Annotated in this window: 23 protein-coding genes and 1 pseudogene; 23 read left to right on the top strand and 1 reads right to left on the bottom strand. The window is 65.6% G+C overall.

What is annotated here, in order from left to right:
• A partial coding sequence (locus F2P45_RS37320; RefSeq protein WP_223164846.1) for a hypothetical protein occupies positions 1–396 on the bottom strand: 396 nt, incomplete at its 3' end.
• Between F2P45_RS37320 and F2P45_RS27785 the strand changes: the two genes are divergently transcribed.
• The 23 genes and pseudogenes from F2P45_RS27785 to F2P45_RS27675 all read left to right on the top strand — a co-directional run bounded on the left by F2P45_RS27785 (position 383) and on the right by F2P45_RS27675 (position 26557).
• A complete protein-coding gene (locus tag F2P45_RS27785; protein WP_223164845.1) occupies positions 383–1531 on the top strand; it encodes an autotransporter outer membrane beta-barrel domain-containing protein in 1149 nt (382 codons plus the stop codon). The two genes, F2P45_RS37320 and F2P45_RS27785, sit on opposite strands and share 14 nt — an antisense overlap.
• Positions 1532–1613: 82 nt before the next feature.
• The gene (locus tag F2P45_RS27780; protein WP_166881458.1) at positions 1614–2417 is read left to right on the top strand and encodes a class I SAM-dependent methyltransferase; all 804 of its coding nucleotides are present in this window, start codon (positions 1614–1616) and stop codon (positions 2415–2417) included.
• Positions 2414–3790: a phenylacetate--CoA ligase family protein gene (locus tag F2P45_RS27775; protein ID WP_166881457.1), complete on the top strand. Its 1377-nt coding sequence runs from the start codon at positions 2414–2416 to the stop codon at positions 3788–3790. The genes F2P45_RS27780 and F2P45_RS27775 overlap by 4 nt, the downstream gene beginning before the upstream one ends.
• 485 nt (positions 3791–4275) lie before the next feature.
• Entirely contained in the window at positions 4276–5139 is an 864-nt protein-coding gene (locus tag F2P45_RS27770; RefSeq protein WP_166881456.1) for a carbon-nitrogen hydrolase family protein, read from the top strand.
• Entirely contained in the window at positions 5136–5927 is a 792-nt protein-coding gene (locus F2P45_RS27765; RefSeq protein ID WP_223164844.1) for an ABC transporter permease, read from the top strand. Before F2P45_RS27770 ends, F2P45_RS27765 begins: the two co-directional genes overlap by 4 nt.
• A complete protein-coding gene (locus tag F2P45_RS27760; RefSeq protein ID WP_166881455.1) occupies positions 5896–6900 on the top strand; it encodes an ABC transporter ATP-binding protein in 1005 nt (334 codons plus the stop codon). The genes F2P45_RS27765 and F2P45_RS27760 overlap by 32 nt, the downstream gene beginning before the upstream one ends.
• Positions 6901–7067: 167 nt before the next feature.
• A complete protein-coding gene (locus F2P45_RS27755) occupies positions 7068–8279 on the top strand; it encodes a coproporphyrinogen-III oxidase family protein (RefSeq protein WP_223164843.1) in 1212 nt (403 codons plus the stop codon).
• Between the two features lie 21 nt (positions 8280–8300).
• Positions 8301–9008 carry a class I SAM-dependent methyltransferase gene (locus F2P45_RS27750; RefSeq protein ID WP_166881453.1) on the top strand — a complete coding sequence of 236 codons (708 nt, stop codon included), beginning with the start codon at positions 8301–8303 and terminating at the stop codon, positions 9006–9008.
• Positions 9005–9187 (top strand): hypothetical protein, encoded by a 183-nt coding sequence (locus F2P45_RS27745; protein WP_166881452.1) that lies wholly within the window; start codon positions 9005–9007, stop codon positions 9185–9187. The genes F2P45_RS27750 and F2P45_RS27745 overlap by 4 nt, the downstream gene beginning before the upstream one ends.
• 9 nt (positions 9188–9196) lie before the next feature.
• Positions 9197–10063 (top strand): carbon-nitrogen hydrolase family protein, encoded by an 867-nt coding sequence (locus F2P45_RS27740; protein WP_166881451.1) that lies wholly within the window; start codon positions 9197–9199, stop codon positions 10061–10063.
• A gap of 11 nt (positions 10064–10074) precedes the next feature.
• The gene (locus F2P45_RS27735) at positions 10075–11598 is read left to right on the top strand and encodes a B12-binding domain-containing radical SAM protein (RefSeq protein WP_166881450.1); all 1524 of its coding nucleotides are present in this window, start codon (positions 10075–10077) and stop codon (positions 11596–11598) included.
• Positions 11595–12338, top strand: a complete 744-nt coding sequence (locus tag F2P45_RS27730; protein WP_166881449.1) for a DNA alkylation repair protein — start codon at positions 11595–11597, stop codon at positions 12336–12338. Before F2P45_RS27735 ends, F2P45_RS27730 begins: the two co-directional genes overlap by 4 nt.
• A 12-nt stretch (positions 12339–12350) precedes the next feature.
• The gene (locus tag F2P45_RS27725; RefSeq protein WP_223164842.1) at positions 12351–13448 is read left to right on the top strand and encodes a DUF4872 domain-containing protein; all 1098 of its coding nucleotides are present in this window, start codon (positions 12351–12353) and stop codon (positions 13446–13448) included.
• 14 nt (positions 13449–13462) lie between these two features.
• Positions 13463–14275, top strand: a pseudogene (locus tag F2P45_RS37475) (hypothetical protein); the annotation flags it as partial.
• Between the two features lie 2386 nt (positions 14276–16661).
• Positions 16662–17717: a BtrH N-terminal domain-containing protein gene (locus F2P45_RS27715; protein ID WP_166881446.1), complete on the top strand. Its 1056-nt coding sequence runs from the start codon at positions 16662–16664 to the stop codon at positions 17715–17717.
• Positions 17714–19066, top strand: coding sequence for a phenylacetate--CoA ligase family protein (locus F2P45_RS27710; protein ID WP_166881445.1), 1353 nt, complete (start codon positions 17714–17716; stop codon positions 19064–19066). The genes F2P45_RS27715 and F2P45_RS27710 overlap by 4 nt, the downstream gene beginning before the upstream one ends.
• Before the next feature lie 26 nt (positions 19067–19092).
• Positions 19093–19335: a ferredoxin gene (locus F2P45_RS27705; RefSeq protein WP_166881444.1), complete on the top strand. Its 243-nt coding sequence runs from the start codon at positions 19093–19095 to the stop codon at positions 19333–19335.
• A gap of 81 nt (positions 19336–19416) precedes the next feature.
• Positions 19417–20883, top strand: coding sequence for a hypothetical protein (locus F2P45_RS27700; protein ID WP_166881443.1), 1467 nt, complete (start codon positions 19417–19419; stop codon positions 20881–20883).
• Between the two features lie 48 nt (positions 20884–20931).
• Positions 20932–22503 carry a 4-hydroxyphenylacetate 3-hydroxylase N-terminal domain-containing protein gene (locus F2P45_RS27695; protein WP_223164841.1) on the top strand — a complete coding sequence of 524 codons (1572 nt, stop codon included), beginning with the start codon at positions 20932–20934 and terminating at the stop codon, positions 22501–22503.
• 2 nt (positions 22504–22505) lie between these two features.
• The gene (locus F2P45_RS27690) at positions 22506–23210 is read left to right on the top strand and encodes an ABC transporter ATP-binding protein (RefSeq protein ID WP_166881460.1); all 705 of its coding nucleotides are present in this window, start codon (positions 22506–22508) and stop codon (positions 23208–23210) included.
• Positions 23207–24604 carry an ABC transporter permease gene (locus tag F2P45_RS27685; RefSeq protein WP_166881442.1) on the top strand — a complete coding sequence of 466 codons (1398 nt, stop codon included), beginning with the start codon at positions 23207–23209 and terminating at the stop codon, positions 24602–24604. The genes F2P45_RS27690 and F2P45_RS27685 overlap by 4 nt, the downstream gene beginning before the upstream one ends.
• Positions 24597–25382 (top strand): outer membrane lipoprotein-sorting protein, encoded by a 786-nt coding sequence (locus F2P45_RS27680; RefSeq protein WP_166881441.1) that lies wholly within the window; start codon positions 24597–24599, stop codon positions 25380–25382. Before F2P45_RS27685 ends, F2P45_RS27680 begins: the two co-directional genes overlap by 8 nt.
• Positions 25379–26557, top strand: coding sequence for a hypothetical protein (locus F2P45_RS27675; RefSeq protein ID WP_166881440.1), 1179 nt, complete (start codon positions 25379–25381; stop codon positions 26555–26557). The genes F2P45_RS27680 and F2P45_RS27675 overlap by 4 nt, the downstream gene beginning before the upstream one ends.
• Positions 26558–26572: the final 15 nt, after the last annotated feature.

The following is a 26572-nucleotide window of genomic DNA, read 5'->3' as shown; positions in this document are numbered from 1 at the left end:
ACCGACACCGACACCGACACCGACACCGACACCCACACCGACACCGACACCGACACCGACGCCAACACCGACGCCAACGCCAACGCCTACCCCGACGCCAGTTCCTACCCCGACGCCGACGCCGGTTCCAACGCCGACGCCGACGCCAGTACCAACACCGACGCCGGTTCCGACACCGACGCCAGTTCCTACCCCGGTTCCGACTCCTACACCGGTTCCTACCCCGACCCCGGTTCCGACTCCTACACCGGTGCCAACACCAACACCGGTGCCGACACCAACGCCGGTGCCAACGCCGACGCCGGTGCCGACACCAACGCCGGTGCCAACGCCGACGCCGGTGCCGACACCACCCCCCGTTCCAACGCCCACCCCAACGCCGGTGCCAACGCCCACCCCGGTTCCACCGAATACTGCCACCGGTGCTGTTCTTGCCAGCGGCAATGCGTCCGGCGGTGGCGCGGCGCGCGTGCTCGATACCCTGATCGCCAGCGGCGTTGGCGGCGATACGGGCCAGGTGATCACCGCGCTCGGCAAACTGTCGACGGCCAAGGAAGTGGCGGACGCCGTCAGCCAGACTTTGCCGCTTGCCACCGGCGGCACGGCCGCCTCGGTCGCCAGCACCATGAACCTGACCGATCGCGTGGTGCAAGCCCGGATCGAATCGAACCGCGGCCTGTCCGCAGGCGACCGCTATGCCACCGATCGCAACGCCTGGGTCAAGCCTTTCGGGTCGTGGGCGCGCCAGAGTGCCCGTGACGGCGCCGCCGGTTATGAGGCCGACAGCGGCGGCATCATCGTCGGAGCCGATGGTGCGGTCAGCGCCACCGACCGCGTTGGCCTGGCCTTCACGTACGCCAAAACGAAGTTGGAGGGCAGGGGCGTAACGGCGCAGCGTGCCGATATCGATATGTGGCAACTGATGGCCTACGGTAGCCACAATCTCGATCCGAACACGGATATCAGCTGGCAGATCGACGCCGGCGCCAACGAGACCGACGGCTACCGCGCTATCAGTTTTGGCGGGCTGACACGCGTGGCCGACAGTGATTACCGCGGCGTGAGCCTGCACGCAGGCACTGGTATCGGCAGGGTAGTTCGCCTGAGCGAGCAGGCCAATGTCACGCCGTCGGTCCGTGTCGACTACACCACGGTCAAGAACAAAGCCTATACCGAGACCGGGGCAGGGGCCCTGAACCTGAATGTCGCAAGCCAGCGCGCCAAGCAGTTCATCCTCTACACCGACGCCAAGATGAATTACTCGCCATCGGCGGCGGCGACGTTCTCGGGCAACCTTGGGGTAGGGTATGATTTCCTTGCCGAGCAAAGTGCGGTGGTGGCCAGCTTCGCGGGCGGCGGCGCCTCGTTCGTCACGCGCGGCATCGATCCAAAACCATTGTTCGTGCGTGCCGGCGCCGGGATCACCATGCTGCAGGCCAGCGGCATGGAGATCACGGGCCGTTACGATGCCGAAGCGCATCGCGGGTTCCGCAACCAGAGCGTCTCCCTAAAACTGCGCAAGCAGTTCTGAGCCGGCCTGGCGCAAGTGCCGACGTGTGCCGTCCTTCGTGGCGGCACCCGTTTTTCATATCTCGATACGTGACAGGAACACGATGGCGGCACCAGCAAGCGCGGATCATTGGCAAGCGCATGCCCGGCAGTGGTCGCGCATCGGCGGCCCGCTGCGGCCCTGCGCGCAGGACGTCGCCATCATGCGCGCTATTCTAGGGCCGGCACCCGGCCTTGGCCTTCTGCTCGGCGTGACTCCCGAACTGACAGTACTCAGCGAGCGCCTCATATCGGTCGAGCGCGATGCTGCCATGATCGAGCGTCACTGGCTGCCGCGCGGCAGCGGTCAATCGGTACGCCAGGGCGACTGGCTCGAACTGCCACTCGCGCCAGATAGCGTCGATTTCGCCAGTGGCGACGGGAGCCTGACCATGTTGCGCTATGCTGGCGGCTACGCGCGCCTGTTCGGCCAGTTGTACGCTTGTCTGCGTAATCAAGCGACGCTGGCGCTGCGTGTCTTCGCCGCGCCTGAGTGGCCGGAAACGCCGCAACAGGTTGCCGACGACGCCCTGCGCGGCGCGATCGGCAGTTTTCACGCCTTCAAATGGCGCCTGGCGATGGCGCTTGCGGGGCAAGCGGGCGACCCGGACATCGCCGTCGGCACAATCGGCGAGGCAGTCGGGCGCCTTGCACCAGAGCGCGACGCACTCGCCCAACGGGCTGGCTGGCCGCGCGCCGACATCGACACCATCGACGCCTACCGCGGCTCGGTTGCTGTTTACAGCTTTCCCACGCTGGCCCAGCTGCGCTGCGCCATCCCCGCCGGATTCGAAGAGATTGGTGTGTTTTACGGAACCTACGAACTGGCGCAGTGCTGTCCCATCATTGCGCTGCGGCTGCACAAATGAGAGGCCCAGCGAATCCTTGGCCGGAACTGGCCAGCGCCGTGAGCATGGTCGCCTGGCCGCCGCTGTCGACCGGTTTACCGGCATCGGTGCTGGCGCTGGCGCAGCAGCTCGACCAAACACAGTGGCTCTCGCCGGCGCAACTCGATGTGCGCCAGCGGCGCCAGTTACGCGAGTTGCTGGCATGGGCCGGCGTCCACTCGCCGCATTTCCAGGAACGCCTGCGCGCCTCGGGCCGCAGCATCGACGCCCTGTGCGAGCCGGAGGGGATGGCGGCGCTGGCGCCGCTGTCGCGCCGCGCGCTGCAAGGAGAACTGGCGCGCATCGCCTCGGACAGTATTCCCGGCGACCATGAGCCTACCGGCCAGGCCAGCACCTCGGGTTCGAGCGGCACACCTGTCACTGTCACGCGCACGGCGATCAACCAGATGTTCTGGCTGGCTTTCACCCTGCGCGATCACCTGTGGCAGCGGCGCGACTTCACGGCCTCGCTGGCGGTCACGCGCGCCAATTTGCAGGGTAGCCAAGCGGTGGCGCTACCCGACTGGGGGCCGCCGGCATCGACGTTCTTTCGTACCGGCCCGGCCTATGCAATGCCCATCAACCGCGCGGTCGACCAGCAACTCGACTGGCTGCTCGCTACCGCGCCGGCCTACTTCCTCACCTATCCGACCAACCTGGGCGCACTGCTTGACGAGATCGAACGGCGCGGCTGCGCGCTGCCCGCCTTGCGCCAGGTTCGCACCATCGGCGAAACGCTGGCGCCGGCGTTGCGCGAGCGCACCCGTGCGCTGCTCGGTGTCGGCATCGCCGATTGCTACAGCAGTCAGGAGCTGGGCGTGCTCGCGCTCCAGTGCCCCGACAGCGAGTTGTATCACCTTATGGCGGAAGGCTACATCATCGAGCTGCTCGATGACGCCGGACAGCCGTGCGCGGACGGCATGGTCGGACGTCTGGTGGTGACCGACCTCCATAACTTCGCCACGCCACTGATCCGCTACGATATCGGCGACTATGCGCAGGCGGGACCGGCATGTCCATGCGGGCGCGGCCTGCCGACGCTGCGCCGGATCGTGGGACGCGAGCGCAATATGGTGAGCATCAATGGCAAGCGCCATTGGCCGCTGGTGGGCTTTCACCGCTTCCGCGACGTGGCGCCGGTCGTGCAGTACCAGCTGGTGCAGCGCAGCGCGCACGATATCGACGTCAGGCTGGTGTGTTCGCGCCGGCCTCATCCGGCCGAAGAAGAGCGGCTCGGTGCCGTCATCCGCGAAGCGCTGGACCATCCGTTCACGCTGCATTTTCACTATTTCGCCGACGGCATTCCGTTGCCTGCATCCGGCAAATTCGAGGAATTTGTCAGCTTGCTGGAGTGAATGGTTCAAGAGTGGCTGCCGTCGCGGCGCTCTTGAAGTCCCTCCCGGCCAACCCCGCTTCATGGTGTGCAAGCGTTACCGTTTGCGCCATGACAGCTCCCTGGGCCGGCGCAGGCACACCTGCGCGTACACCCAACCCACACTCCCCATGCCGTCCCGGCAGACGCTGGCCTGGAACGGCTGCGCGCCGTGTCAAATGCGGCGGCACGATGAATTGCCCTTTTCGCATAAAAAATCGTCAATTATCTTCCGGAGAAATTGTAGTGCCGCCACCCCGAATTTTTCGAAACCCTACTACAACACTTGGCCATCGAAATATTTTTGGAATGGGCAAGATTTTTATGTTCTAATATTTACAAAGAGACATTCAAAAACAGGCGCCCGCTACCACGGAGAGACCTGTCGCGGATGTGCTGGATCGCATATTCAATTTGCCGGGGATCTTATGCATTGTGTATTCGTATACGTCGTGCCAGGATGCAGTGATGAATAAGCTTCGGGGAATATTTTCCGGGCCGGCCGTCAAGGTCGCGGTGATCCAGCTATGCATACTTCATAATCAGACTGATAAGAATCTGGACGCCGCCGTCAAGCTGATCCACGAAGCCAAACTGGCCTCTCCCGATATCGTCTGCCTGCCCGCCGCATTCGCCACCGGCTTGAACTTCCCTTCCTTGAAACGCGATGCGCAGACGATCGACGGCACTATCGTCACCACCCTGCGGGCGCTGGCGGCAGCGCTCGGCATTGCTCTGGTATTCGGCTTGCTCGAACGCGACGGCAACGATATTTACGATGCGGCCATCTATATAGATGAATCCGGTGCAATTGCCGGACGGTATAGAAGAAATAGTATCTGGGACGGCGAGCGCGATTATATATCGCGCGGCGCGCCGGCCCCGCTGATCGATAGCAAACATGGCAGGATCGGATTGCTGGTCAGTTATGATGTGCGTTTTCCCGAAGCATCGCGGGGGTATTTCACCGAGAATGTCGATATCATTATCTGTGTCGCCAGCCTGTTCAATATTTATGGCTTTGCCGTTGAATCGCTATGCCGCGCCAGGGCCGCTGATAATGCCTGCTATTTCGTATTTTCCAGCTGTGTCGGTGAAAATGGTTTCGCCATGCTGGAATATATGGGCGGCAGTCTGATCGCGGATGGAACGGTCATGAAAGTCGACCAGAATCGCGAACTCGATTTGCTCGCCCGCGCAGGCCGGAAGCAGGAAATCGTGCATGCCGACCTCTTGATCCGCCGCAAGAACAAGATTGGCAAGGAGCTTCCCTACAAAGCCGACTATCTCGACAATTGGCAGCGCCCCGCGCACGGGGAATTGCAGGCATGAACGATATCGCGCCAAGCCGTGCCATGTCGTGCCGTTTATGGCTGATCGACCTGTATCGCCAGATCTATTGGGACATGGTGCAGTTCTTCCGCTATCGCCTGATCGTCGTTTCCACCATGCTGACCTCGGTTTCAATGGTCCTGTCCTTCGGCTTCGGCACCTCGCACGTGCAAGCCATGGGGCAGGGGGGATCGAGCTACTTCGCCTTCGCCCTGCCTGGCATCGTGGGGGTCGGCATCATGTTCAGCTGCACCTACACCATCGGCTACGCCTTCATCGTCGACCACAACCGCCGCGCGATGGAGGATATCGTGTTGTCGCCGCTGTCCTATGGCGGCTTTCTGCTGGGCCGCCTGATCGGGATGATGCTCAAGTGCTCCTTGCAGTTCATCGCGGTCTTGCTGCTGGCCTCATGGATGTTCGGCGTCCATGTCGGCTTGCCGTGGCGCCTGCTGCTCGGCTTTGTCAGCGCCTGCCTGTTTTTCGGGGGCTTCGGCATCGTCGTGGCCTGCTTTACCAACGAAGTCTCGTTTGCCAGCGTGGTCAACCTGGTGCTGATACCGCTGACCTATATGTGCGGCGTGTTCTTCCCGCTCGAAAACTTCGGCTCGGCCCAATCGCTGATCTCGTGGCTGCCGCTCTCGGCCCAGGTCGATGTGCTGCGCTCCGCCATTTCGGGGGCGGCCGCCACCAGTTTCGCGCACAGCGCCGGTCTGTCGCTCGTGTATGCCGTACTCATGATGGGAGGGGCGCTGTATGTTTTCAAGCACCGCGTCACGCGCCGCTAGCGCGCCAGGCACCGTTGCGACAGCGGGCGCGGCGCCTGTGCTGGAGGTGTGCGGCTTGCGCGCGGCGATCAACCAGCGCTTCGCCATCGCGGGCGTCGACTTTACCCTGGGCCGCGGCGAGACCATGGCCATCATCGGCCGCAACGGTTCGGGAAAATCGTCGCTGATTCGGCTATTGTCCGGCTTGGCAAGTCCGGATGCGGGAACGGTGCGCATCGCCGGCCATGCCAGCACCGACTGGAACAAGACCGCCCGCCATCTGGGGCTGGTGCAGCAATCGAAGGAGATGCCGGCGCATACCACGGTGGGCGAGTATGTCTTGCAGCAGATCGATCTGCGCCGCGCGCGCCGCGACAGCGCCCCGCGCCTGCTGGCCCTGGCCGGCCTGAGCGATTTTCTGAAGCACGATGTCGAGGCCTTATCCGGCGGCAACCGGCGCAAGCTGCACATCCTGTGCGCGCTGGCGCACGGTCCCGACCTGCTGCTGGCCGACGAGCCTTGCGCCGGCCTCGATGCGCAGTTCCAGAGCGAGGTGATGGACTATCTGAACGAGCTCAAACAGCAACTGGGCATGAGCATGGTGATCGCCACCCATCAGCTGGACGAAGTCGAGGCGCTGGCCGACCTGGTCGGGGTGATGGAGGGCGGGCGCCTGGTGCGGCTCGAACGGCGCAACCGGGAGCGCGGCGCGGACGGCGCCGCGAGCGACACCCTGGCGCTCGACTTCGCCGACCGCACGCTGGTGGCACGCCAGTGGACCCGCCTGGCCAGCCTGCTGCGGGCGCTGCCCTACGTGCTCGATGCGACGCGCGAGGGCGAGCGGGTGGCGCTGCGCTGCCGCAGCGGCGACGCGGCGCTGCTGTCGAGGACGGTCGGCGCGCTGGCCGAACACGAAATTCATCTTCGCAACATCAAGTGGGCCGAGCCCGGAATGAAGGAATTGATTCAGGGGCGTGGCATGGGCGGCCGCTAGCAGCAAGCAGTGCGGTCGGAATAGTGGACGGTCGTGTAGCAAACAACGAGGAGAGGCCTGTGATCAGCAATAACCGGGATTTGCCGTTTTGGAAAGAATATCCAGAGCGGGACAGCGAATGGGTTCGGCAATATCCGACCAAGCACGTTGCGGTTTCCGAAGAGGATGTGTTTCGCAAAGAGCCGATGGGCTTCTATGTCCATATCCCGTTTTGCAACCGGCTCTGTTTCAGCTGCCCCTACATCAAGCACCAGACCGACAAGAGCGTCACCCAGCGCTATGTCGACGCCTTGAAAAAGGAAATGTCGAACTATGCCGCGCGCCCGTATGTGAAAGAGCATCAGTTGACGGTCGGCTACATCGGCGGCGGCACCCCGACCGCCCTCAGCACCGAGCAACTGGTCGACCTGCTGACCCATATGAAGGCCGAGTTCGACATGAAGCCGGGCCTGGAAATTTCCACCGAATCGACCCCGCTCGATATCTCGGAACAGAAGGCCAGCGCGCTGCTCGAACATGGCGTGAACCGCATCAGCCTGGGCGTGCAAACCTTCATCGACCAGGAGCTCGAAGACCTCGGCAGGGCCGGCAACGCGGCCATGATCATCGACGCCATCAAGATGCTGCAACGGATCGGCGTGCCGCGCATCAATATCGACCTGATGCATGGCCTGAACGGGCAAACCATGGAAAGCTGGCATCAAAGCCTGCAGACCGCCGTCGACCTGGGCGTGTCGAGCGTGTCTTTCTATACCTATATGGAGTTCGCCCAGATCAGCACCAAGCGCCGCAAGCTGCCGCCGGTGCCGCCGCGCGAAACGGTCGACGAGATGTTCATCTACGCCGCCGAATTCCTGACCAAGAATGGCTATGAAGGCTACTTCGGCGATTGCTTCGCCCTGCCGGGCCAGCGCCCGGCCTACGGCAGCGTCACCTGGACCGAGGAATTCCCGATCATCCCGATGGGTCCCACGGCCACCGGGCACTTGAAGGATTACTGGTACTTCAACGAACCGAGCATCGAGCTGTATATCGAAGCCGTGAATGCCGGCCGCCTGCCGATCGCCATGGGCAAGCAGATCAGCGCGGAAGAATCGCTGCGCCGCGCCGTGATGCTGGGCATCAAATCCTCGCGCCTGGACCGCCAGCGCTTTCGCGAACTGCACGGGGTCGACTTCGCCCACCTGTTCCCGGAAGAAATCGCCGACCTGCAAGCGAAGGGCCTGGTCCGCCTGACCGATGAGGCAATGGAAGTGGTGGGGCCGAAGGGCTGGTACTACATGGACAACATTTCCAAGGCCTTCTATTCGAAGGAATTCCGGCGCTACCCGCAACACCTGGGCGCCAATATTTCTCCTTTCATCATCAAGGCCGCCTGATTCCACAAGGAGCACACCAACATGATCAATGCAACCCTCTTTGATTTGGAAAATCGCGTCCCGCAGGTCAAGCCGTTTTCATCGATCGACGATGTCCGCAGCTACGATCTGGGCATGCGCAAGTCCGCGCTGGTGGCCTACCTCAAGCCGGCCAAGCGCATCCTGAGCTACTGCAATGAGAACACCCGCGATCTGTTCGAGGTGGGAACCGGTACCGGCCTGCTGTCGCTGTACGTCGGGGGCAAGCGGCCCGAGCACATCATCTCGAGCGTCGAAGAAAACGTCACCCTGCTGGAAGTGGCGGAAGAAAACCTGAGCCTGAGCGTCTGGTGTTCCGCACCGAGCAATATTGAGTTCGAGCTGTGCAAGCTGCACAAGTTTCCGTTTGCCGCCGCCAGCGCCGATATCGTCTACTCGTTTTCGTCGATGCATCTGTGGAAGAAGCCGGTCGAGACCCTCAAGGAGATCAGCCGCATCTGCAAGCCGGGCGGCGTGGTGCTGCTGTTCGACACCAACCGCCATGCGGAAGAAGGGCATATCACCTTCGTGCTGCAATTCGTCAAGGAAGGCGCGAACGAGTTCATGGATTCGCTGCGCGCTTCCTACAGCCCGCGCGAGGTCAAGGACTTGCTGGCCCAGGCCGGGCTGGCCGACTGGCGCGTGTACGAGGACGAACTGGGCCTGGTGGTGTCGTCGGTGGTGCTGGACGACCTGGAGGAATGCCCGTGAACGACCGCGCCCAGACCGTGGAGCAAGCCATCGTCGCCTGCTTCGAGAAAGTCCTGGCGGCGTTCGGATCGAGCTTCGCCCTGATGTACTTCGGACCGGAATGGTTCTACACCGATGACGACGAGCGCGACGCGCTGCCGCCGGCGGCCCCCGTTCCCCACGACAACCGCCCACACTGAGACCGCCCTATGAAAGTCGGAATCGTACAGCTGGACTGCAAGATCAATCGCAGCGACAGCAATATGCGGCGCGCCGAGCGCTATATCGACCAGGCCATCGAGGCCGGGGTCGACCTGGTGTGCCTGCCTGAAGCCTTCCTCACCTCGGGCAACATCCTCGAAGTGGCCGACGTCGCCGTCGCCATCCCGGGCGCCGCCACCGAGGCCCTGGGGGCGCTGGCGCGCAAGGGCGGCATCAGCATCATCGCCGGCCTGCTCGAAAAGGACGGCGAGGCCTACTACAGCACCGCCGTCCTGATCGGGCCCGACGGCGCCATCGGCGCCACCTACCGGCGTGTGCACTGCTTCGAGATGGAGCGCAAGTACCTCGCCTGCGGCGACCAGTTCGCCTGCATCGATACGCCGCACGGACGCATCGGCCTGATCCTCGGCTACGACCTGAATTTCCCGGAAACCTGCCGCGCCCTGTATCAGGAAAAGGTGGACATCATCTTTTGCCCGGCCCTGATTCCGGAGCAGTTCTCGTACGTGACCAACCAGCTCTTGACCACGCGCGCCATCGAGAACCAGTGCTTCATCGTGTTCGTGTCCGGGGTCGGCATGAATGTGTACGCGGGCTTCAACTACATGGGCGAGAGCTGCGTCGTGGCCGATCCCCTGTTTCTCGAAGACGAGCTGTTCGACTTCGTGGACGGCGGGGAAACCTTGCTCCGCTTCAACCAGGACGAACAATTCCAGGTCATCGACCTGGACGTCGGGCGCCTGCTGCGCTACCGGGAAAGCCGTTCCCTGATCGGCGATACCCAGCCCGATGTCTATCTGAACAGTTGGCAAGGCATCCATCGCCGCGCGGCGCTTTCCGGCAGTAACTCCTAACCAGGCCCATCATGCGAATTCTCTTGATCTCAACCAACAAGATCCGTGTGCCGCGGCCCGCGCTCCCGATCGGGGTCGCCTACATCAGCGCGGCCCTCAAGGCGGCCGGCCACGAGGTCCACATGCTCGACTTGCTGTGGGAGCCGCGCGAGCTCAAGGCGGTGCTGTCGACCTTGCAGGAAATCAAGCCCGACGTGGTCGGCATCGCCATCCGCAATCTCGACAACCTGACCTTCATCGATCCCGTGTTCTTCGGCCCGATCACGCACAAGATCGTGCAGTGCGTGCGCAAGTACTCGAGCGCCTACGTGGTCATGGGCGGCAGCGGCTTTTCGGTCGAGCCGAAAGACATGTTCCAGTACGCGCGCCCGGATTTCGGCATCGCCGGCGAGGGCGAGGATGCGATCGTCGAATTGCTCGACTACCTGCAGAACGGCACAGGCAGCCTGACCACCATCTCCGGGCTGTGCTACATCGATGCCAACACCGGCTACTTCCACCAGAATCCGACCCTGGGCAAGGTCAACGTCAAGCTGCTCACGCCCGACCGCAGCATCTACGATCCGCGCTACTTCGAGGAAACCGTGGCCGCCGCCACCGACCTCACCCGCGACTACCAGCCGGCCATCGAAACCCTGCAAACCAAGCGCGGCTGCAAGCTGCACTGCTCGTACTGCATCATCAAGAAGACGGAAGGGCGCGGCAACCGCTTCAAGGACCCGCGCGAGGTGGTGGAAGAAATCCGCATGGCCATGCTGACCAATCCGATGGTGCGCGAATTCGAGATCGTCGACGCCACCTTCAACTATCCGCTCGACTATGCGATGGAAGTGTGCGAAGAAATCGTGCGCGCCGAGCTGAACGTGCCCTGGTACTGCCAGCTCACGCCGAATGCGGTCACGCCCGAGTTCGTCGACCTGCTGGAACGGGCCGGCTGCATCCGGGTCGACCTGGGCACCGATTCGTTTTCGGACGCGTCGCTGGAACAGTTGATGAAGGGCTTCGACATGGCCAAGGTGGTCGAAGTCGACCAGCTTTTGCAGAAGAGCAAGGTTGAATTCACCCATTGCGTGTTCCTCGGCGGCCCCGGCGAGGGCTCGCGCGAATTGCGCGAATCGGTGCTGGCCCCGACCAAGTACCTCAAGCCGAACCAGATCTACGCCAACCTGGGCATCCGCATCCTCAGCGACACCAAGCTGCAGCGCATCGCCGTGAAGAATGGCTTGATCGAAGAAGACCACAATATGTTCATCCCCACCTTCTATGTCGAGCCGGAGCTGCTGGAAGACCCGGGCACCCTCAACTTCGTCCGCGACACCTACTTGCAAAACAAGAACTGGTATCTGTGGTGGGGCTTGAAGGGCCAGGATCTGTACCAGCGCAGCCGGGAAACCATCAAGCGGGTCGACGACATGCACAAGGAATACCGGCATGCGATGCAGGGCGTCGAGCCGCTGATCCTGCCGCCGGTCAAGGCGCCGATCGCCACCCAGGTGCGCTTCATGCCGATGCCGCAGCAGGCGCCGGCCGCATGAAGCACGCGGCCATCATCGCCGAGCTGGAAAGCGCGCTGGCGGCGGGCGCGTCGGCGCAGCTGGCGCTCTCCCTGCAGCGCTATTTTCCGGAGCCGGTGCGCCTGCTCGGCGTCTCGAACACCGAGGTGGTGAAAATCGCCGCCCGGGCGTTCGCCCGCCACCCCGCGCTGTCGCTTGATGACTGGCTGGCGCTGGCCGAGCATTTCGCGCAGTCACAGGCGTATCACGAGCATTTCATCCTGGCGTCGGCGCTGGTGGCGAAAGTGGCGCCCGGCCTGGACGACGAGGGGCGGCTGCTGGAGCGTTTGCAGTCCTGGCTGGAGAGCGACGTGAGCAATTGGGCGCAATGCGACGACCTGTGCATCAAGCCGCTCTACATCTACCTCAAGCGCCGTCCGCACCTGCTGGCGCGGATTTACGCCTGGGGCCAGTCCGACAGTCCGTGGTGCCGCCGGGCGTCCAACGTGGCGCTGGTCAAGTTCGTGGGCCGCAGCGAGAATTTCGATCTCGAACAGATGTTCGCCAACTGCAAGCGCTTGCTGGCCGATGGCGACCCCTACGTGCAAAAAGGGATCGGCTGGATGCTGAAGGTGGCCAGCCAGTACGAATTGCAGCCGGTACTGGCCTTCGTGCGCAAGCACTTGTCGCTGATGGAGCGCCCGACCCTGCGCTATGCCATCGAAAAGCTGCCGGCCGAGATGCGCCGCACCTTCACCCAAGCTGGATCAGTCACAGGATAGAAAGGGAAGCAGATGCACATACATTCCTATCAGCACCGGGCCGGTTTGAATTGCGAGACGACGTGCATGCGCAACGTGCTGGCCGTGCACGGCGTCGAATTTTCGGAAGAGGTCTTGCTCGGCCTCGATGGCGGCTTCGGCTTCGGCTATTTCGAGCGGCGCGACAACGGGCCGGATATCGTGATCGGCCGCCAGCAGATCTTTTCCGGCCAGGCGCTGCGCCTGCTCGGCGTGCGCGCCAGGAGCTTCCAGGGCAGCGGCGCGGCCATTCTGCTCGATCAAATGAAGCTGGAGCGCCCGGTCATCGCGCGCGTCGACCTGAGCGAACTGCCGTACTGGAACAGTCACGGCGGCGCGCCATTCGGCGGCTATTTCATCAACCTGGTGGGGCATGCCGACGGCCAGTTCACGGTGTCCGACTCCGGCTTTTCGCAATTGCAGACCATCAGCGAGGATGCACTGAACCGGGCGCGCACCAGCAAGCGTTCGCCGCCGATCAATCCGGAGCGCTGGTGCCACGTGATCGAGTCGGTGTGCGGCACGCCCGACCTGGGCCGGGTCGGCTACTTCGCGGTCGAAAATTGCGTGCGCGACGTGCTCAAGCCCAGCATCGGCAATCTCGGCCTGCCGGGCCTGAAACAGTTCGCCGCCGGGGTGCGCAACTGGTCGCGCACCAAGACCGGCACGGTGAAGATGCAATTGTGGACGGACGGCGGGGTGCACGACGTGTCGGCGCTGGCTTGCCAGCTGCAGAGCCTGGGCCGGGCGATCGAGGTGTTCGGCACCGGCGGCGGCCTGTTCCGGCCCATGTGGAGCCGCTTCCTGCACACCTTCGGCGACCTGGTCGGCGACGAACGCCTGCTCGACGCCGCCCAGGCCATGAGCTCCAGCGCGCATTTGTGGACCATGCTCGGCCGCAACCTGCTCGAGGTCGGCCCGGACAGCGGCCAGGCCACGCTGGAGCAGCAGCTGGAAGCGCTGATCGATGCCATCGACCGCATTTACCAGCTCGAACGCAAGGCCATGGACGGCCTGCGCTCGATCCGGCCGCTGGCCACGCGGGTGCCGCTTGCGGCCGCCCACCTCAACACCACTTCCAACTTCGCCTGAGAAAGCAAGCTGCCATGGCCAACGACACTATCCGCCTGGAGGGCGTGCGCACCCACAACCTGAAAGGGGTGAGCCTGCGCATCCCGAAAAATCAGCTGGTGGTCGTCACCGGCGTGTCCGGCTCCGGCAAGTCCTCGCTGATTTTCGACACCTTGTACAAGTACGCCAAGGCGCTCTACCTGGGCGCGCTCGGCAGCAACAATATGGATGCCGGCGAGAGCGACTACCAGGTCGAGCGGATCGGCGGGGTGCAGGCGCCGGTGGCGCTGGAACAATCGACCCGGCGCCTGTCCAATCCGCGCTCCACGGTCGGTACCCTGCTCGGCATCGAGCGTTCGCTGCGGGTCCTGTTCGCCCGCTGCGGCGCGCCGGCCTGCCCGGTCTGCCTTGGCGCGGTCGATGCGCGCCTGCAATGCGGCGCCTGCGGCTGCATTGCCGAGCCGCTCACGCCCAGCCACTTCAGCGCCAACCGCAAGGAAGGCATGTGCCTCGAATGCAATGGCATGGGACGGGTGACCGCGTTCAGCGAAGACAAGGTGGTGCCGGACCGCGCGCGCAGCCTGACCTGGATCTGGGACAATGCGGTCGGCGGCACCTACAGCATTCCCAATGTGCGCAAGGTGTTCGAGGCCATGTGCGCCGACAAGGGCATCGCGCTCGACGTTCCCTACGACAGCTTGAGCGAGGCCCAGCGCGCGATGGTGCTGCACGGCTGCGACGATACCTACTTCGTGTCGGTCGGCAAGGTATCGAACAATATGCGCTTCGACGGCATCCTCGGCTACCTCGACAAGCAGTACCGCAATACCTCGTCCGCCACCCGCCGCGTGGCGCTCGAATCCTACCTGGGCGAATCGCATTGCAGCGCTTGCGGCGGCGCCCGCCTGCGGCCGGAGTCGCTGGCCGTCAGGATCGCCGGCTACACCATCGCCGAGCTGCAGCAAGTCTCGGCGCGCCAGCTGGGCGCGACCCTGGAGACGCTGGCCGCGCGCCTGGCGCTGTCCCCGGCCGCCGCCGAAGTGTTGCGCCTGTGCCTGACCCAGTGCCGCAACCTGAGCGATGTCGGCCTGCCTTACCTGACCCTGGCGCGCAAGGTTACCTCCTTGTCCGACGGCGAGCTGCAGCGCATCCTGCTGGCCCAGCATGTGGCGTCCGACCTGAGCGGCGTGATGTATATCCTCGATGAGCCGTCGATCGGGCTGCATGAACGCGATACCCGCAAGCTGTTGTCGGTGCTGACCCAGCTGCGCGACATGGGCAACAGCGTGATCGTCATCGAGCACGACGAGACCATCATCCGCGCCGCCGACTGGCTGATCGAGATCGGGCCGGGCGCGGGGCAGGACGGCGGCGAGCTCGTGTTCGAGGGCAGCTTTGCCGACATGCGCGCCAGCACCGCCAGCCTCACCGCGCGCTGCCTGGCGCAGCCGCCGGGCCAGCGCCCGCGGCGCGACCTGTCCGGCGCGCCATGGTTTGCTGTCGCGCCCAGCAACCGCAACAACCTGAAGGCCGCCAGCGCGCGCTTCCCGTTCAACGCGCTCACCTGCGTGACGGGCGTGTCGGGCGCCGGCAAAAGCAGCCTGGTGCGCAGTATCTACGAGCAGGCCGTGCGCGCCATGGACCAGGCGCCGGCCGCCGAGTCCAAAGCACCCAAGGCCGCCAAGGGCGCCAAGGGCGCCAAGGGCGCGGGCAAGACGGGCGGGCGCTTCGACAGTGTCGTCAACGTCGAGCAAAAGCCGATCGGCCGCTCCACCCGCAGCACCATCGCGACCTATGTCGGCATCAGCGACGATATCCGCGACCTGTTCGCAGCCCATCCGCACGCGGCGGCCGCCGACCTCGGGCGCGCGCACTTCAGCACCAATGTCGCGGGCGGGCGCTGCGAAACCTGCAAGGGCCAGGGCGAGGTCGAAGTCGACATGCACTTCCTCAAGAGCGACTACGTGGCATGCCCGGAATGCCATGGCATGCAATTTCATGAGGACGTGCTGGCGATCCGCTGGGAAGACAAGAATATCCATGAACTGCTGGCCCTGTCGGCCGATGAGGCGCTCGGCTTTTTCGCCGGGCACGAGCAGCCCCAGTGCGAGCGCATCCGCAAGGCGCTCGGCCTGCTGAAGGAATTCGGCATCGCCTATCTGACCCTGGGACAGTCGACCACCAGCCTGTCCGGAGGCGAAGCGCAGCGCATCAACCTGGTCGCCGAACTGGCCGCCAAGAAGGCCGGGCACACCCTGTACATCTTCGACGAACCGACGCGCGGCCTGCACATGGCCGACCTGGAGCACCTGACGCGCATGGTCGACGGCTTGCTGGCCCAGGGACATACGGTGCTGATGATCGAACACAATATGGACATGATCTGGCTGGCCGATCACGTCATCGATGTCGGTCCCGAGGGCGGGGAGCAGGGCGGCAACGTGCTCTACAGCGGCAGCATCGATGGCTTGCTCGAATGCGCGGCCAGCCATACGGGACGCTACCTGGCCCAGTACCGGCAGCAACGCAACGGCGAGGCGCCCGCGGCGGCCCGGCCTTGCGCGGCGCGCGATGGCTTGCCTGCCCGCACCAGCGCCACCTTGGCCCAGGCTGGTGCGCTGCATTTCCCCGCGCCCGCACAATTCGAGCACACCTGGGATGCGGTCAGCGGCCTGGCCGATTCGGTGCGCGACAGCGACAGCGCCGCGCTGCTGACCGAGTTCCTGGGCGAGGCTGCCGGCAGCGAGCATCTCGGCGGCCTGAACCGGGTGCACCACGCCGCCATCTATCTGGGCGATTACGAGAACGACCAGGACGTGTTCGCCTGGTTCGCCTTCCTCGACCAGCTGGCCGGCGCGGGCGTGGTGCGCGGCGTCGAACACGGCCCGTCCTACATCGCACCCAAGCAATACGGCACGCCGGGCTGGTGGGTATCGCTGGAACGGGCGGACGGCTTCGTGATCGAGATGTTCTGCTGCCGTGCCTTCGGCCCGTGGCTGGAACGCACCCCGGTCCAGCGCGCGCGCCTGATGTCGCACGCCGCGCTGGCCGTCAACGATCGCGAGCAAGTGCTGCCGACCCTGCAAGCGCTGGTGCGCTCCAGCCCGCAAGTGGAACTGATCGCGTTCACCGAAGGCGATGAGCTCGGCCACTGCTACGGACACTTGCGCAACAACCACAACAACTTTGTCATTGAGCTGGTCCATAGCCATGGGGCGGCACGGGAGAACGTTCATGTCTGAAGTCAAGTTCAAGCCCTTCTCGGGCGTGCATTGCGAATCGACCATGCTGGTCAACCTGCTGGGGCAGCAAGGCGTGGCGCTGTCCGAAGACATGGTGTTCGGGCTGGGCATGGGCCTGTCCTACATCCACTGGCAATCGAGCGGCATGCCCTATCCCTTCATCGGGGGGCGGGTCAAGCCGGATCTGCTGGCCGAAAACCTGTCCGCCGTGCTCGGCGTGAAGTTCGATGTGCGCGAGTCGTCTTCGGACTCGCGCGCCATGAACAATGCGCTCGGCGCGCTCGAAGAAGGCAAGCTGGTCGGACTCAAGCTCGATCACTACTATCTGGAGTACTTCCGCGAAAAAGCGGTGCATTTCCACGCCCACTACGCCACCATGTACAAGGCCGACGAGCAGGGCGCCTGGCTGGTCGACACCGAGGATGCCCAGGGTGGCGGCTACACCAGTTTCGACAGCCTGACGGAAGCGCGCTCCGCCAAGGGGCCGATGAGCTCGAAAAGCCTGTCGGTGACGGTGGCCGATGGCCCCTGGCTGGCCGAACTGCGCGAGAACCTGGCGGCCAGGCTGCCGACCGCCTTCTTCATCGCGCTGGCCGCGAATGCGCATACCTACCTCAATCCGCCCATCAAGAACATGGGCTACAAGGGGATCCTGACGACCAGCGAAAAAATCACGGGCTGGCTCGACGAGATCGACCATCCCGGCGAAGCGCTGCCGATCATCGCCATGCTGATGGAGCGCGCCGGTACGGGCGGGGGCATGTTCCGCAGAATCTACGCGCGCTTTCTCAAGCAGGGCGGCAAACTGACCGGCGTCAAGGAGCTGGCCCCCGCGGCCAAGGAGTTCGATGCCATCGCCGACCTCTGGACCGAGGTGGCGCACTTGATCGAGCGCGCAGGCAAGAGCGGCAGCAAGGACGCCCTGGCCAGCGCCGGCACGCTGCTGGCCGAGATCTCCGCGCGCGAGCAGGCCCAGTTCACGGCGCTCGAGGCGCTGGCGCGCGAGGCCATCGACAAGGCCACATCGGATGAAGGAGCGCAGCGATGAACCAGCCGCTCGAGAACACGCCGGGCCAGGGCGCGGCCCGCATCCTCGACACGCTGCGCATGCGCGAGCGCATCGCGGCCCAGGTCGCCGCGCTGTTCAAGATGGAGAGCGCGCCCTTTCGCCAGTGGCAGGGCGAGGCCCTGCTGGCGGCGGTCGCCCACGCGGCCGACGCGTCGCCGTTCTACCGCACCCATCTGGCGAACGGCGCGCCGGCCTTCCTGCGCTCCGGCCAGGCGGGCGACTTCACCGCCTTGCCGTTCACCACGCGTCAGCATTTGCACGAAGCCTACCCCTTCGGCATGCTGGCGGTGAGCCAGGATGCGCTGGTGCGCTTCGGCGAAAGCTCGGGCACCAGCAGCGGCACCTCGATCGCGGCCTTCTTCACCGCCGAGGACTGGTTCACCAATAACTGCACCGTGGCGCACATGCTGCAGCAGGTCTTGACGCCGCACGACGTGGTCGCGGTCGCCGTGCCGTACGAACTGGCCGGCGTGGGCCAGGACCTGGACCGCGCGCTCGAACTGGTCGGCTGCACCGTGGTTGCGCTGGGCGCATCGCCGCAGTTCTGCCCGCCCGAACGCATGGTGCGCATCCTGCGCGACGCCGGCGTGACGGCGCTGATCTGCTCCGGCACGCGCGCGCTGCACCTGTCCGAAGTGGCGCAGCAACTGGGCATCGATCCGCGCCGCGACCTGAAGGTAAGCAAGCTGCTGTGCGCGGGCGAGGGCTCTTCGCCCGCCAAGCAAGTCATCCTGCGCGACACCTGGGGAGCGGACACCTTCGCCATGTTCGGCATGACCGAGACCAATACCCTGGGCATGTTTTGCAGCGCCAATCAACTGCACCTGATCGAAAACCGCTCCTGCTTCGAACTGATCGATCCGGCCAGCGGCGCCCCGTGCGCGCCCGGCGTCGCCGGCGAGCTGGTGGTGACGACGCTCAGTTCGCGCGCCTTGCCCCTGATCCGCTACCGCACCGGCGACCTGGTGCATATCGAGCAAGCGCCGTGCGCCTGCGGTTCGCCCTTCCACACCATGCGCCACATGGGCCGGGTGGCCGACCACATCGTGGTCCAGGGCCGCAGTATGAGCATGCTGGCGCTGGAACAGGATGTGCTGAGCGAGCTGACCAGCGCACCGTACCACTTCGGGGTCAAGGTGGTTGACGAGAAACTCCATATCGGCCTGACCGAGAACAACTACGGAGAAGAGGTGCGCGCGCGCGTCGCAGCCCGCTTCGCCGCCCGGCACGGCCTGGAAGTCAATTTTTTGCTGATGGACAAGGACAAAGTCGACCAGGCGGTGCGCAACGCCGTCAAGCCGACGATGCAAAGTATCTATCTCAACTGACGTGACACCCCGATGGAGAGAGCGACATGGCCACGATTGAACTACGTACCGCAATGAACGCCGCCGGCAAATTCTATGTCGACGATTCCTGTATCGACTGCATGGTTTGCAAGGACATGGCACCGAACAATTTTGCGCTCGACAATGCCAGCGAGACCTATTACGTCTCGCGCCAGCCGGAAACGCAGCAGGAGCTCGACGATGTGACCGACGCCATGGATTCGTGTCCGTGCGCGGCGATCGGGGACGATGGCCCGGCGCCGGGCTGATGAACGGCGCGGTAGCGACGCGGGTAGCGATGAAGTGGCGCCAGGCGGGCGCGATGACGATGTGGAACCGGGAGAGTAGCGATGATGGAAACGAATACCAGTTTTGCCAACGGCGCCGCGCAGGCGAATGCCCTCGGCGCGATCGCCGAGAGCTACGATGTGCTGCACAATCTAGCCACCCTGTCGCAGGCGCGCCAGGTCAGCGACGTGGTGGCCGGCACGCGCAATTCCGCGCTGCATGCGCTGTTCCAGGCGGCCGAGATCGCCCTGCTGAACCTGGTGCGCCTGAGCAACCGCGCCACCCGGGCCCTGCAGGAGGATGACTTGCAGCGCGCGACCGAAGTGATGCGCTGGGTGCATGGCTTTCACCTGATCATGCGGCGCCTGGGCGACGTGCCCAAGCAGATCCATCTGATGTGCCGCGATACGGCGGCGACGCGCAAGATCGGCATCGCCGAGTCGCCCGCCATGGCCGAGTTCCTGACGGCGACCGACGCGCTGGAGCTGCAAGTGAGCCGCTTCTTCGACGAGCGCGCCGCCGCCCGGGGCGGACGCGGCATGACGCAAACGGTCGGCCTGGGCCGCCATACCGATCTCGACTACGCACTGCTGAACCTGGCGCGCTCCTCGGCCCACGAGATGGTGTACTGGGAAGCGAACCTGAACGAAGTCGAAGTCGAGCTCGACGAGCGCGATTTCGACCAGTTCGTCGCCTCCGGCCTGCTGGGCAAGGCCGTCATGGAGTCGCAATTGCAGGCCGAAACCTGCTACACCGAGTTCGTCGCCCTGCACCAGGTGCCGGAAATCCTCAGCTGCGAGGCCAACGACCATATCGACCATGCGGTGCGCGATATCCGCGCCGGGCGCTATTCGCAGGCCACCGAACGGCTGCTGGTGGCCGGCGCGCTGCTGCCGGCCATGGTGCAGTCGCAGCAAGTGATGGGCGATTGCCTGTCGGCCAACGACTACCATATCTTCCGCGACAACCTCGGTCCGGCCAGCGGCATGCATTCGCTGTCGATCCGCTATCACATGCTGCGCGACCTGTTCACCTCGCTCTGGGGCGAACTGGAAACCCACTTCAGCGGTTCCGGTTTCGCCTCGCTCGAAGCCGCGGTCGAGCATGTGGACCTGGGGCGCCACGAGAATGCCCACAACTGGCAGTTGCATAACCTGCTCAATGCGGCATTCCGGCTGTACGACCTGATCGAGGCCTGGCGCCATGAACACTTGCACATGCCGCGCAACTGCCTCGGCGGGGGCGGCACCAAGTCGATGATCGGGGTGCCGGACGGCCTGCTGACGGTCAAGCGCATGCGCGAGGGCGCCAATGCCCTGGCCTCGCTCAACCGCCTGCACCGGGCGCGCGGGGTGGTGGCCGGGCCCGGTGCGGGCGGCGGCGTGCTGTCCCGGCATGTCGGGCGCGCCGAGTCGCTCGACCAGCGCCTGCTGCGCGCGACCGGGGCCTTTACGCGCGACCAGTTTCCTCATGTGCAAGAAAAGGAAACCTGCCCGTTCAGCCGCAAAGACCCGGCCCGCCGTCCTTAGGCCAGGCCAGGAGTTCCGATGTCAAACAATGCGATCAGCAACCACAACATGACAGCCAATTTATCGGATTACCGCGTCGGCAACCGCGCCGGCAACCGCGCCGGCGGCGGCAATAGCGCGTATCGGCACAATCTGCACATGCACAAGGCTGCGGGCGTGCACAGCGGCGCGTCCTTCGTTGCCAGCCTCGACGACGAGCGCGAAGTCTGGTACGACGGCCAGCGGGTCGATGTGCGCACCCACCCGGCCTTCGCCGGCGTGCTGGGCGAGCTGGGGCGCCTGTACGACCTGCAGCACAGCGACGCCCATCACAAGGAGATGACCTGGACCTCGCCGCAGACCGGCCATCCGCTCAGCCTGTCCTACCTGGCGCCGGCCACGCCCGCCGAATTCGCGGCGAAAACCCGCAACAGCCATCTGTGGATGGAGCACAGCCACGGCCAGTTGCCGCGCATTCCCGACTTCGTCGCCAATGTCGTGGTCGGCCTGTACGATTACCGCCACGAGCTGGGCAAGGTCGATCCGCAATTCGCGCGCAACGCCGAAAACTACTACCTGTACTGCCGCGAGCACGATATCGCGCTCACCCATGCCATTGGCGACCCGCAGATCGACCGTTCGGCCTCGCTGGCCGAGCATCCCGACAATGCCCTGCGCATCGTCGAACGGCGCGCCGACGGGGTGGTGGTGCGCGGCGCCAAGCAGCTGGCCACCCTGGCGCCGTACTGCCATGAAGTGATGGTCTACCTGTCGCCCGCCTTCTTCATGCGCAGCGCGCCCGAGTATGTGATCTGGTTCGCGCTGCCGATCGCCACCCCGAACCTGCGCCTGATGTGCCGCGAATCGCAGACCGAGCACCGCAACAGCTTCCGCCACGATCTGTCGTCGCGCTACGACGAGCAGGATGCCATGCTGTTCTTCGACGATGTGTTCATCCCCAACCACCGCATTTTCCTGCTGGGCGATTGCCAGACGGCGGCGGCCGGTTTTGCGCGCATCAGCGCCTGGGCCCTGTATGTGGGGCAGATCCGCTTCTACCATCGGCTGCGCACCTTCCTCGGCGTGGCCGGGCTGGCTGCCAAGGCGATCGGGGTCAAGGATTTCCGCGAGATCGGCGACCAGCTGGGCGAGCTGACCTCGTATGTGGAATTGGTCCGGCTGGCCATCGTCGGCCTGCAGAACGAGCTGCGCCCGACCAGCGGCGGCCACCTCGCGCCCGGCGTCACCCTGGCGCTGGACGCCTTCGCGGCCCAGGTGTCGGCGCGCGTGGCCCAGATCGTGCGCGTGGTGTGCGGTTCCGGCCTGGTGATGCAGCCGAGCGAGGCCGACCTTGCCAATCCGGTGCTGCGTCCGCTGCTCGAACGCTACATGGGCGGCAAGGATGTCGACGTGGTGTTCAAGTCGCGCCTGTTCCGCCTGGCCACCGAACTGGTGAGCGACCGCTACGGCATGCGCCAGGAATTGTACGAGATGTGGAACCGCGGCGACATCGTGCGCAACCGCATCGCCCTGTTCGAGAGCTATCCCGCGCGCGCCGCCATCGAAGCGAACATCGTCGCCCTGCTCGATGGCGCCAGCGCCGCCCTGCACGCGGCCAATTCCGGTCCGGAGTCCACATGACCATGCCTATTCTCATCGTGCGCGATGTCAGCAAATCCTACCGTCTCGGCCGGGTGCCGGTGGCGGCCGTGCGCAAGGTCGGCTTCAGCATCGCCGGCGCCAGCTTCAGCGTGCTGACCGGACCGTCCGGCTCCGGCAAGACCAGCTTGCTCAACCTGATCGGCTGCCTGGACCGGCCCGACAGCGGCAGCATCGAGATCGCCGGCACCGACGTCGGCAAGCTGCCGGAAAAGGCGCTGACCACCTTCCGGCGCCAGCATCTGGGCTTCGTGTTCCAGAACTTCAACCTGCTGGCGGCCCTGACGGTGGCGGAAAACATCGCCTATCCGCTGCAACTGGCCAAACAGGATGCCGCGGCGCGCAAGGAGCGGGTCGCCTTCCTGCTGGACGCGGTCGGGCTGAGCGGCAAGGAGGGGCGGCGGCCGCACGAACTGTCGGGCGGCGAACGGCAGCGCGTCGCGATCGCGCGCGCCCTGGCGGCGCGCCCGCGCCTGGTGCTGGCCGACGAACCGACCGCCAGCCTGGACCGCGCCACCGGCGCCCAGATCGTCGCGCTGATGCGCAGGCTGCAGCGCGAGCAGGGCGTGTCGTTCCTGTTCGCCTCGCACGACACCTCGCTCATCGCCGGGGCCGACACGGTGATCAATCTGCGCGACGGCGCCCTGCACGCATCCGACGCCGGCCTCAAACAACTGGTGGAAGCATGAGCGCGCTGGCTTTGGCGGCGCGCAATGTCTGGCGCAACGGGCGCCGTTCGCTGTCGACCTTCCTCACCATGACGGTCGGGGTGTGCGCGCTGCTGCTGCTGGGCGCGTATGTGCAAACGGTGGACCAGGGCTTGCAGACCAACTTCGTGCGCCATGGCGGGCACCTGGAAATCCAGCACCGCGACTTCCTGCTGTATGGCGACGGCAACCCGGCCGCCTACGGACTGGCCGACTACCAGCGCATCATCGATGCGGTGCGGCGCGATCCGCAGCTAAGCGCCCAGGTGCTGGTGATCACGCCATCGCTCAAGCTGGGCGGCATTGCCGGCAACGCCGGTGCGAACGTGTCGCGCACGGTGTTCGGGCGCGGTACCCTGGTGGACGACCAGAACCGCATGCGCGCCTGGAATGCCTACGCCCTGCCGATCAAGCCGGGCAACCTGGCCCTGCAAGGGTCGGCGCCCGACGCCGCCGTGATCGGCACCGGCGTGGCGCGCGTGCTGCGCCTGTGCGGACCGCTGGCGGTACCCGACTGTCCGCCCCCGCTGGCGCTGCGCGCGGCCGAAGGCGCGGCGCAGCCGGCCGGACTGGCCGCCCTTGGCGCGCTGAGCCAGCCGGCGCCGCGCGCGGCGCCGGATGCCGGCGCTCCCGTGATCCAGTTGCTGGCCGCGGGCGAGAGCGGCGCGCCGAATGTGGCCGACCTGAAAGTGGTCAAGGCGCAAAGCCAGGGCGTCAAGGAGCTCGACGACGGCTGGATCGAGCTGCACCTGGCGCGCGCCCAGCGCCTGGTGTACGGCGAAGCGGCGCCACGGGCCACCTCGCTGGTGGTGCAGCTGGACTCCACCGCCAACCTGGAAGCGGCGCGCGAACGGATCGGCGCCATCCTCGCACGCGACTTCAAGGGCGAGCAGCTCACCGTGCTCGGCTTCGACACGATCAACCCCTCGTACGGGCAAATCCTGGGCATGTTCGGGGCGCTGTTCGGTTTCGTCGCCTTGCTCTTCAGTTGCGTGGTGCTGTTCTCGGTCGCCAATTCGGTCAACATGGCGGTGGCCGAACGCACGGTCGAAATCGGCACCCTGCGCGCCATCGGCATGCAGCGCGGCGCGATTGCCGCCGTCTTCGTGTGGGAGGCATTGCTGCTGGGCGCCGCCTGCGCCGTGGCCGGGCTGCTGCTGGCGCTGGGGATCGCCTATGCCGTCAATCATGCGGGCATGAGCTGGCTGCCGCCCGGCACGGTCGAGCCGCAAACGATCTCGGTCGGCCTGTGGGGCGAGTACAAGATCATCGCCAACGCGGTACTGACCCTGCTCGTGGTCTCGCTGCTGGCCGCGTGGTGGCCGGCGCGCCGCGCCGGGCGCCTGGCCATCGTCGAGTCGCTGCGCCATGTGTGAACGGCGCGCCGTGCTGGCCTGGGCGTTGCTCGCCGCGTGCGCGCCGGCGCGCGCCGGCGCGCCGGACGCGAATGCCCTGCTGGCGCGGAGCGACGCGATCCGCAATCCGGTCCAGCCGTTCGCGGTCGATGTGCGCCTGACCGAGTACCGCGCCGGCAGGCAGACCGATGAGAGCAGCCTGAACATCTACGCCAAGATCGATGGTGCCAGCGGCCAGTACCGCAACCTGGTGCGCTTCGCGCGCCCGCTGCGCGACGCCAACAAGCTGATGCTGGTCAATGGCAGCGACATGTGGTTCTTCGACCCGTCCAGCCGCGCCGCGGTGCGCATCTCGCCGCAGCAGCGCTTGCTCGGGCGCGCTTCCAGCGGCGATGTGGTGACCGCCAACCTGGCGCGCGACTACCGCGCCGAACTGGTGGGCGAGGAACAGATCCAGGACGGCGATGTGCAGGCGCGCCAGTGCACCTTGCTCAACCTGGCCGCCCATACCAGGCAGGCCAACTACCACCGGGTGCGGCTCTGGCTCGACAGTGCCAGCCGCCATCCGGTCAAGGCCGAGTACTACAGCGGCAGCGGGCATTTGCTCAAGTCGGTCTTCTACCGGCGCGCGCAGCGCGTGCTCGGCGAGCTGCGGCCGACCGAAGCGGTGATCATCGATGGCACGGATACCAGCTGGATCACGGTGATGGATTTTTCCGGCTACGTGGGGCGCGAGATTCCGGATTCCTGGTTCCAGCGCGACTACCTGCCGCGTTTCAGGCTGGAGCGCGACGCGTGATGCGCCGCGCCTGCACCCTGGCGCCCGCCATGCTGGCGTGCTGCGCCGCATCGCACGCGGGCCAGGGCGGTGCGCCATGGGCCGCCTCGCTCGAACTCGAAGCGGGATTGCGCGCGCCGCAGCCCGGCGCGCGGCGCCCGGCGCGCCTGTCGGTCGATGCGAGCTGGGAATACCAGGCCGGCGCCGACTGGCGCTTCAAGCTGGCCGACCGCTTCGAGCATATCGGGGGCACGCAGCGGCGCTCGATCAACACCGTCAAGGATGCCTACCTGAGCTGGACCACGAGCGCCGAAAGCGCCATCGACATCGGGCGCGTCAATCCGCGCCAGGGCGTCGCCGCCGGCTACAACCCGAGCGACTACTTCCGGGCGCGCGCGGTGCGCTCGGTCGTCTCGGTCGACCCGGAGACGCTGCGCCGCAGCCGCAGCGGCACCTATCTGGTGCAGGGGCAGCGCGTGTGGGACGGCGGCTCGGTCAGCGCGCTGCTGGCGCCGCGCATCGGCGCCGGGCACGATGACGACAACACCAACGCCCGCGGGCGCGCGCTGCTGGTCGGCAGCGTGCGGCTGGCGCCCGATTTCCAGCCGCAGGCGCTGCTGCTGGTGGAGGAGGGCGCAGCGCCGCAGCTCGGCATCAATCTCTCGGCCCTGCTCGGCGACGCCCTCACCGCGCATGCCGAGTGGTCGGGCGGGCGGCAGCGCGACTTGCTCGCGCGCGCGCTGGGCGGCGAGGGTGGTCGCGGTGGGCGGGCCTGGCGCAACCGCCTGGCGGCGGGCGCGACCTACACCGCCGCCAACCGGATGTCCTTGACGGCCGAGCTTCACTGGTGCGGGGCCGCGCTCGGCAAGCAAGAGTGGGCGGCGCTGGCGCGGCGGCCCGCACAGTATTGGGCGTATCGCGATTTCGTGCGGCGCGAACAGGAGCCGCCGACCCGCAAGGGGCTGTTCGCGATGCTGGTCTGGCCCGATGCGCTGCGCCCGAGGCTGGACCTGAGCGTGGTGGCGAAACACGATCCGCAGGACCGCAGCTCGCTGCTGTGGTCGGAAGCGCGCTGGCGCCTCGATGAAGCCGACCTCGCCTTGCAGTGGACGCATGTGCGCGGAGGTGCCTGGGACCAGTATCCGGCCCATGGAGAACGGAATAGCTGGCGCCTGCTGGCGCAATGGTATTTGTAGTTGACAAGGGGAAGG

This window comes from Massilia mucilaginosa, assembly GCF_011682145.1.
Taxonomy (GTDB): Bacteria; Pseudomonadota; Gammaproteobacteria; order Burkholderiales; family Burkholderiaceae_D; genus Telluria_A; species Telluria_A mucilaginosa.
This window is presented reverse-complemented; position numbering and strand designations above follow the sequence as displayed.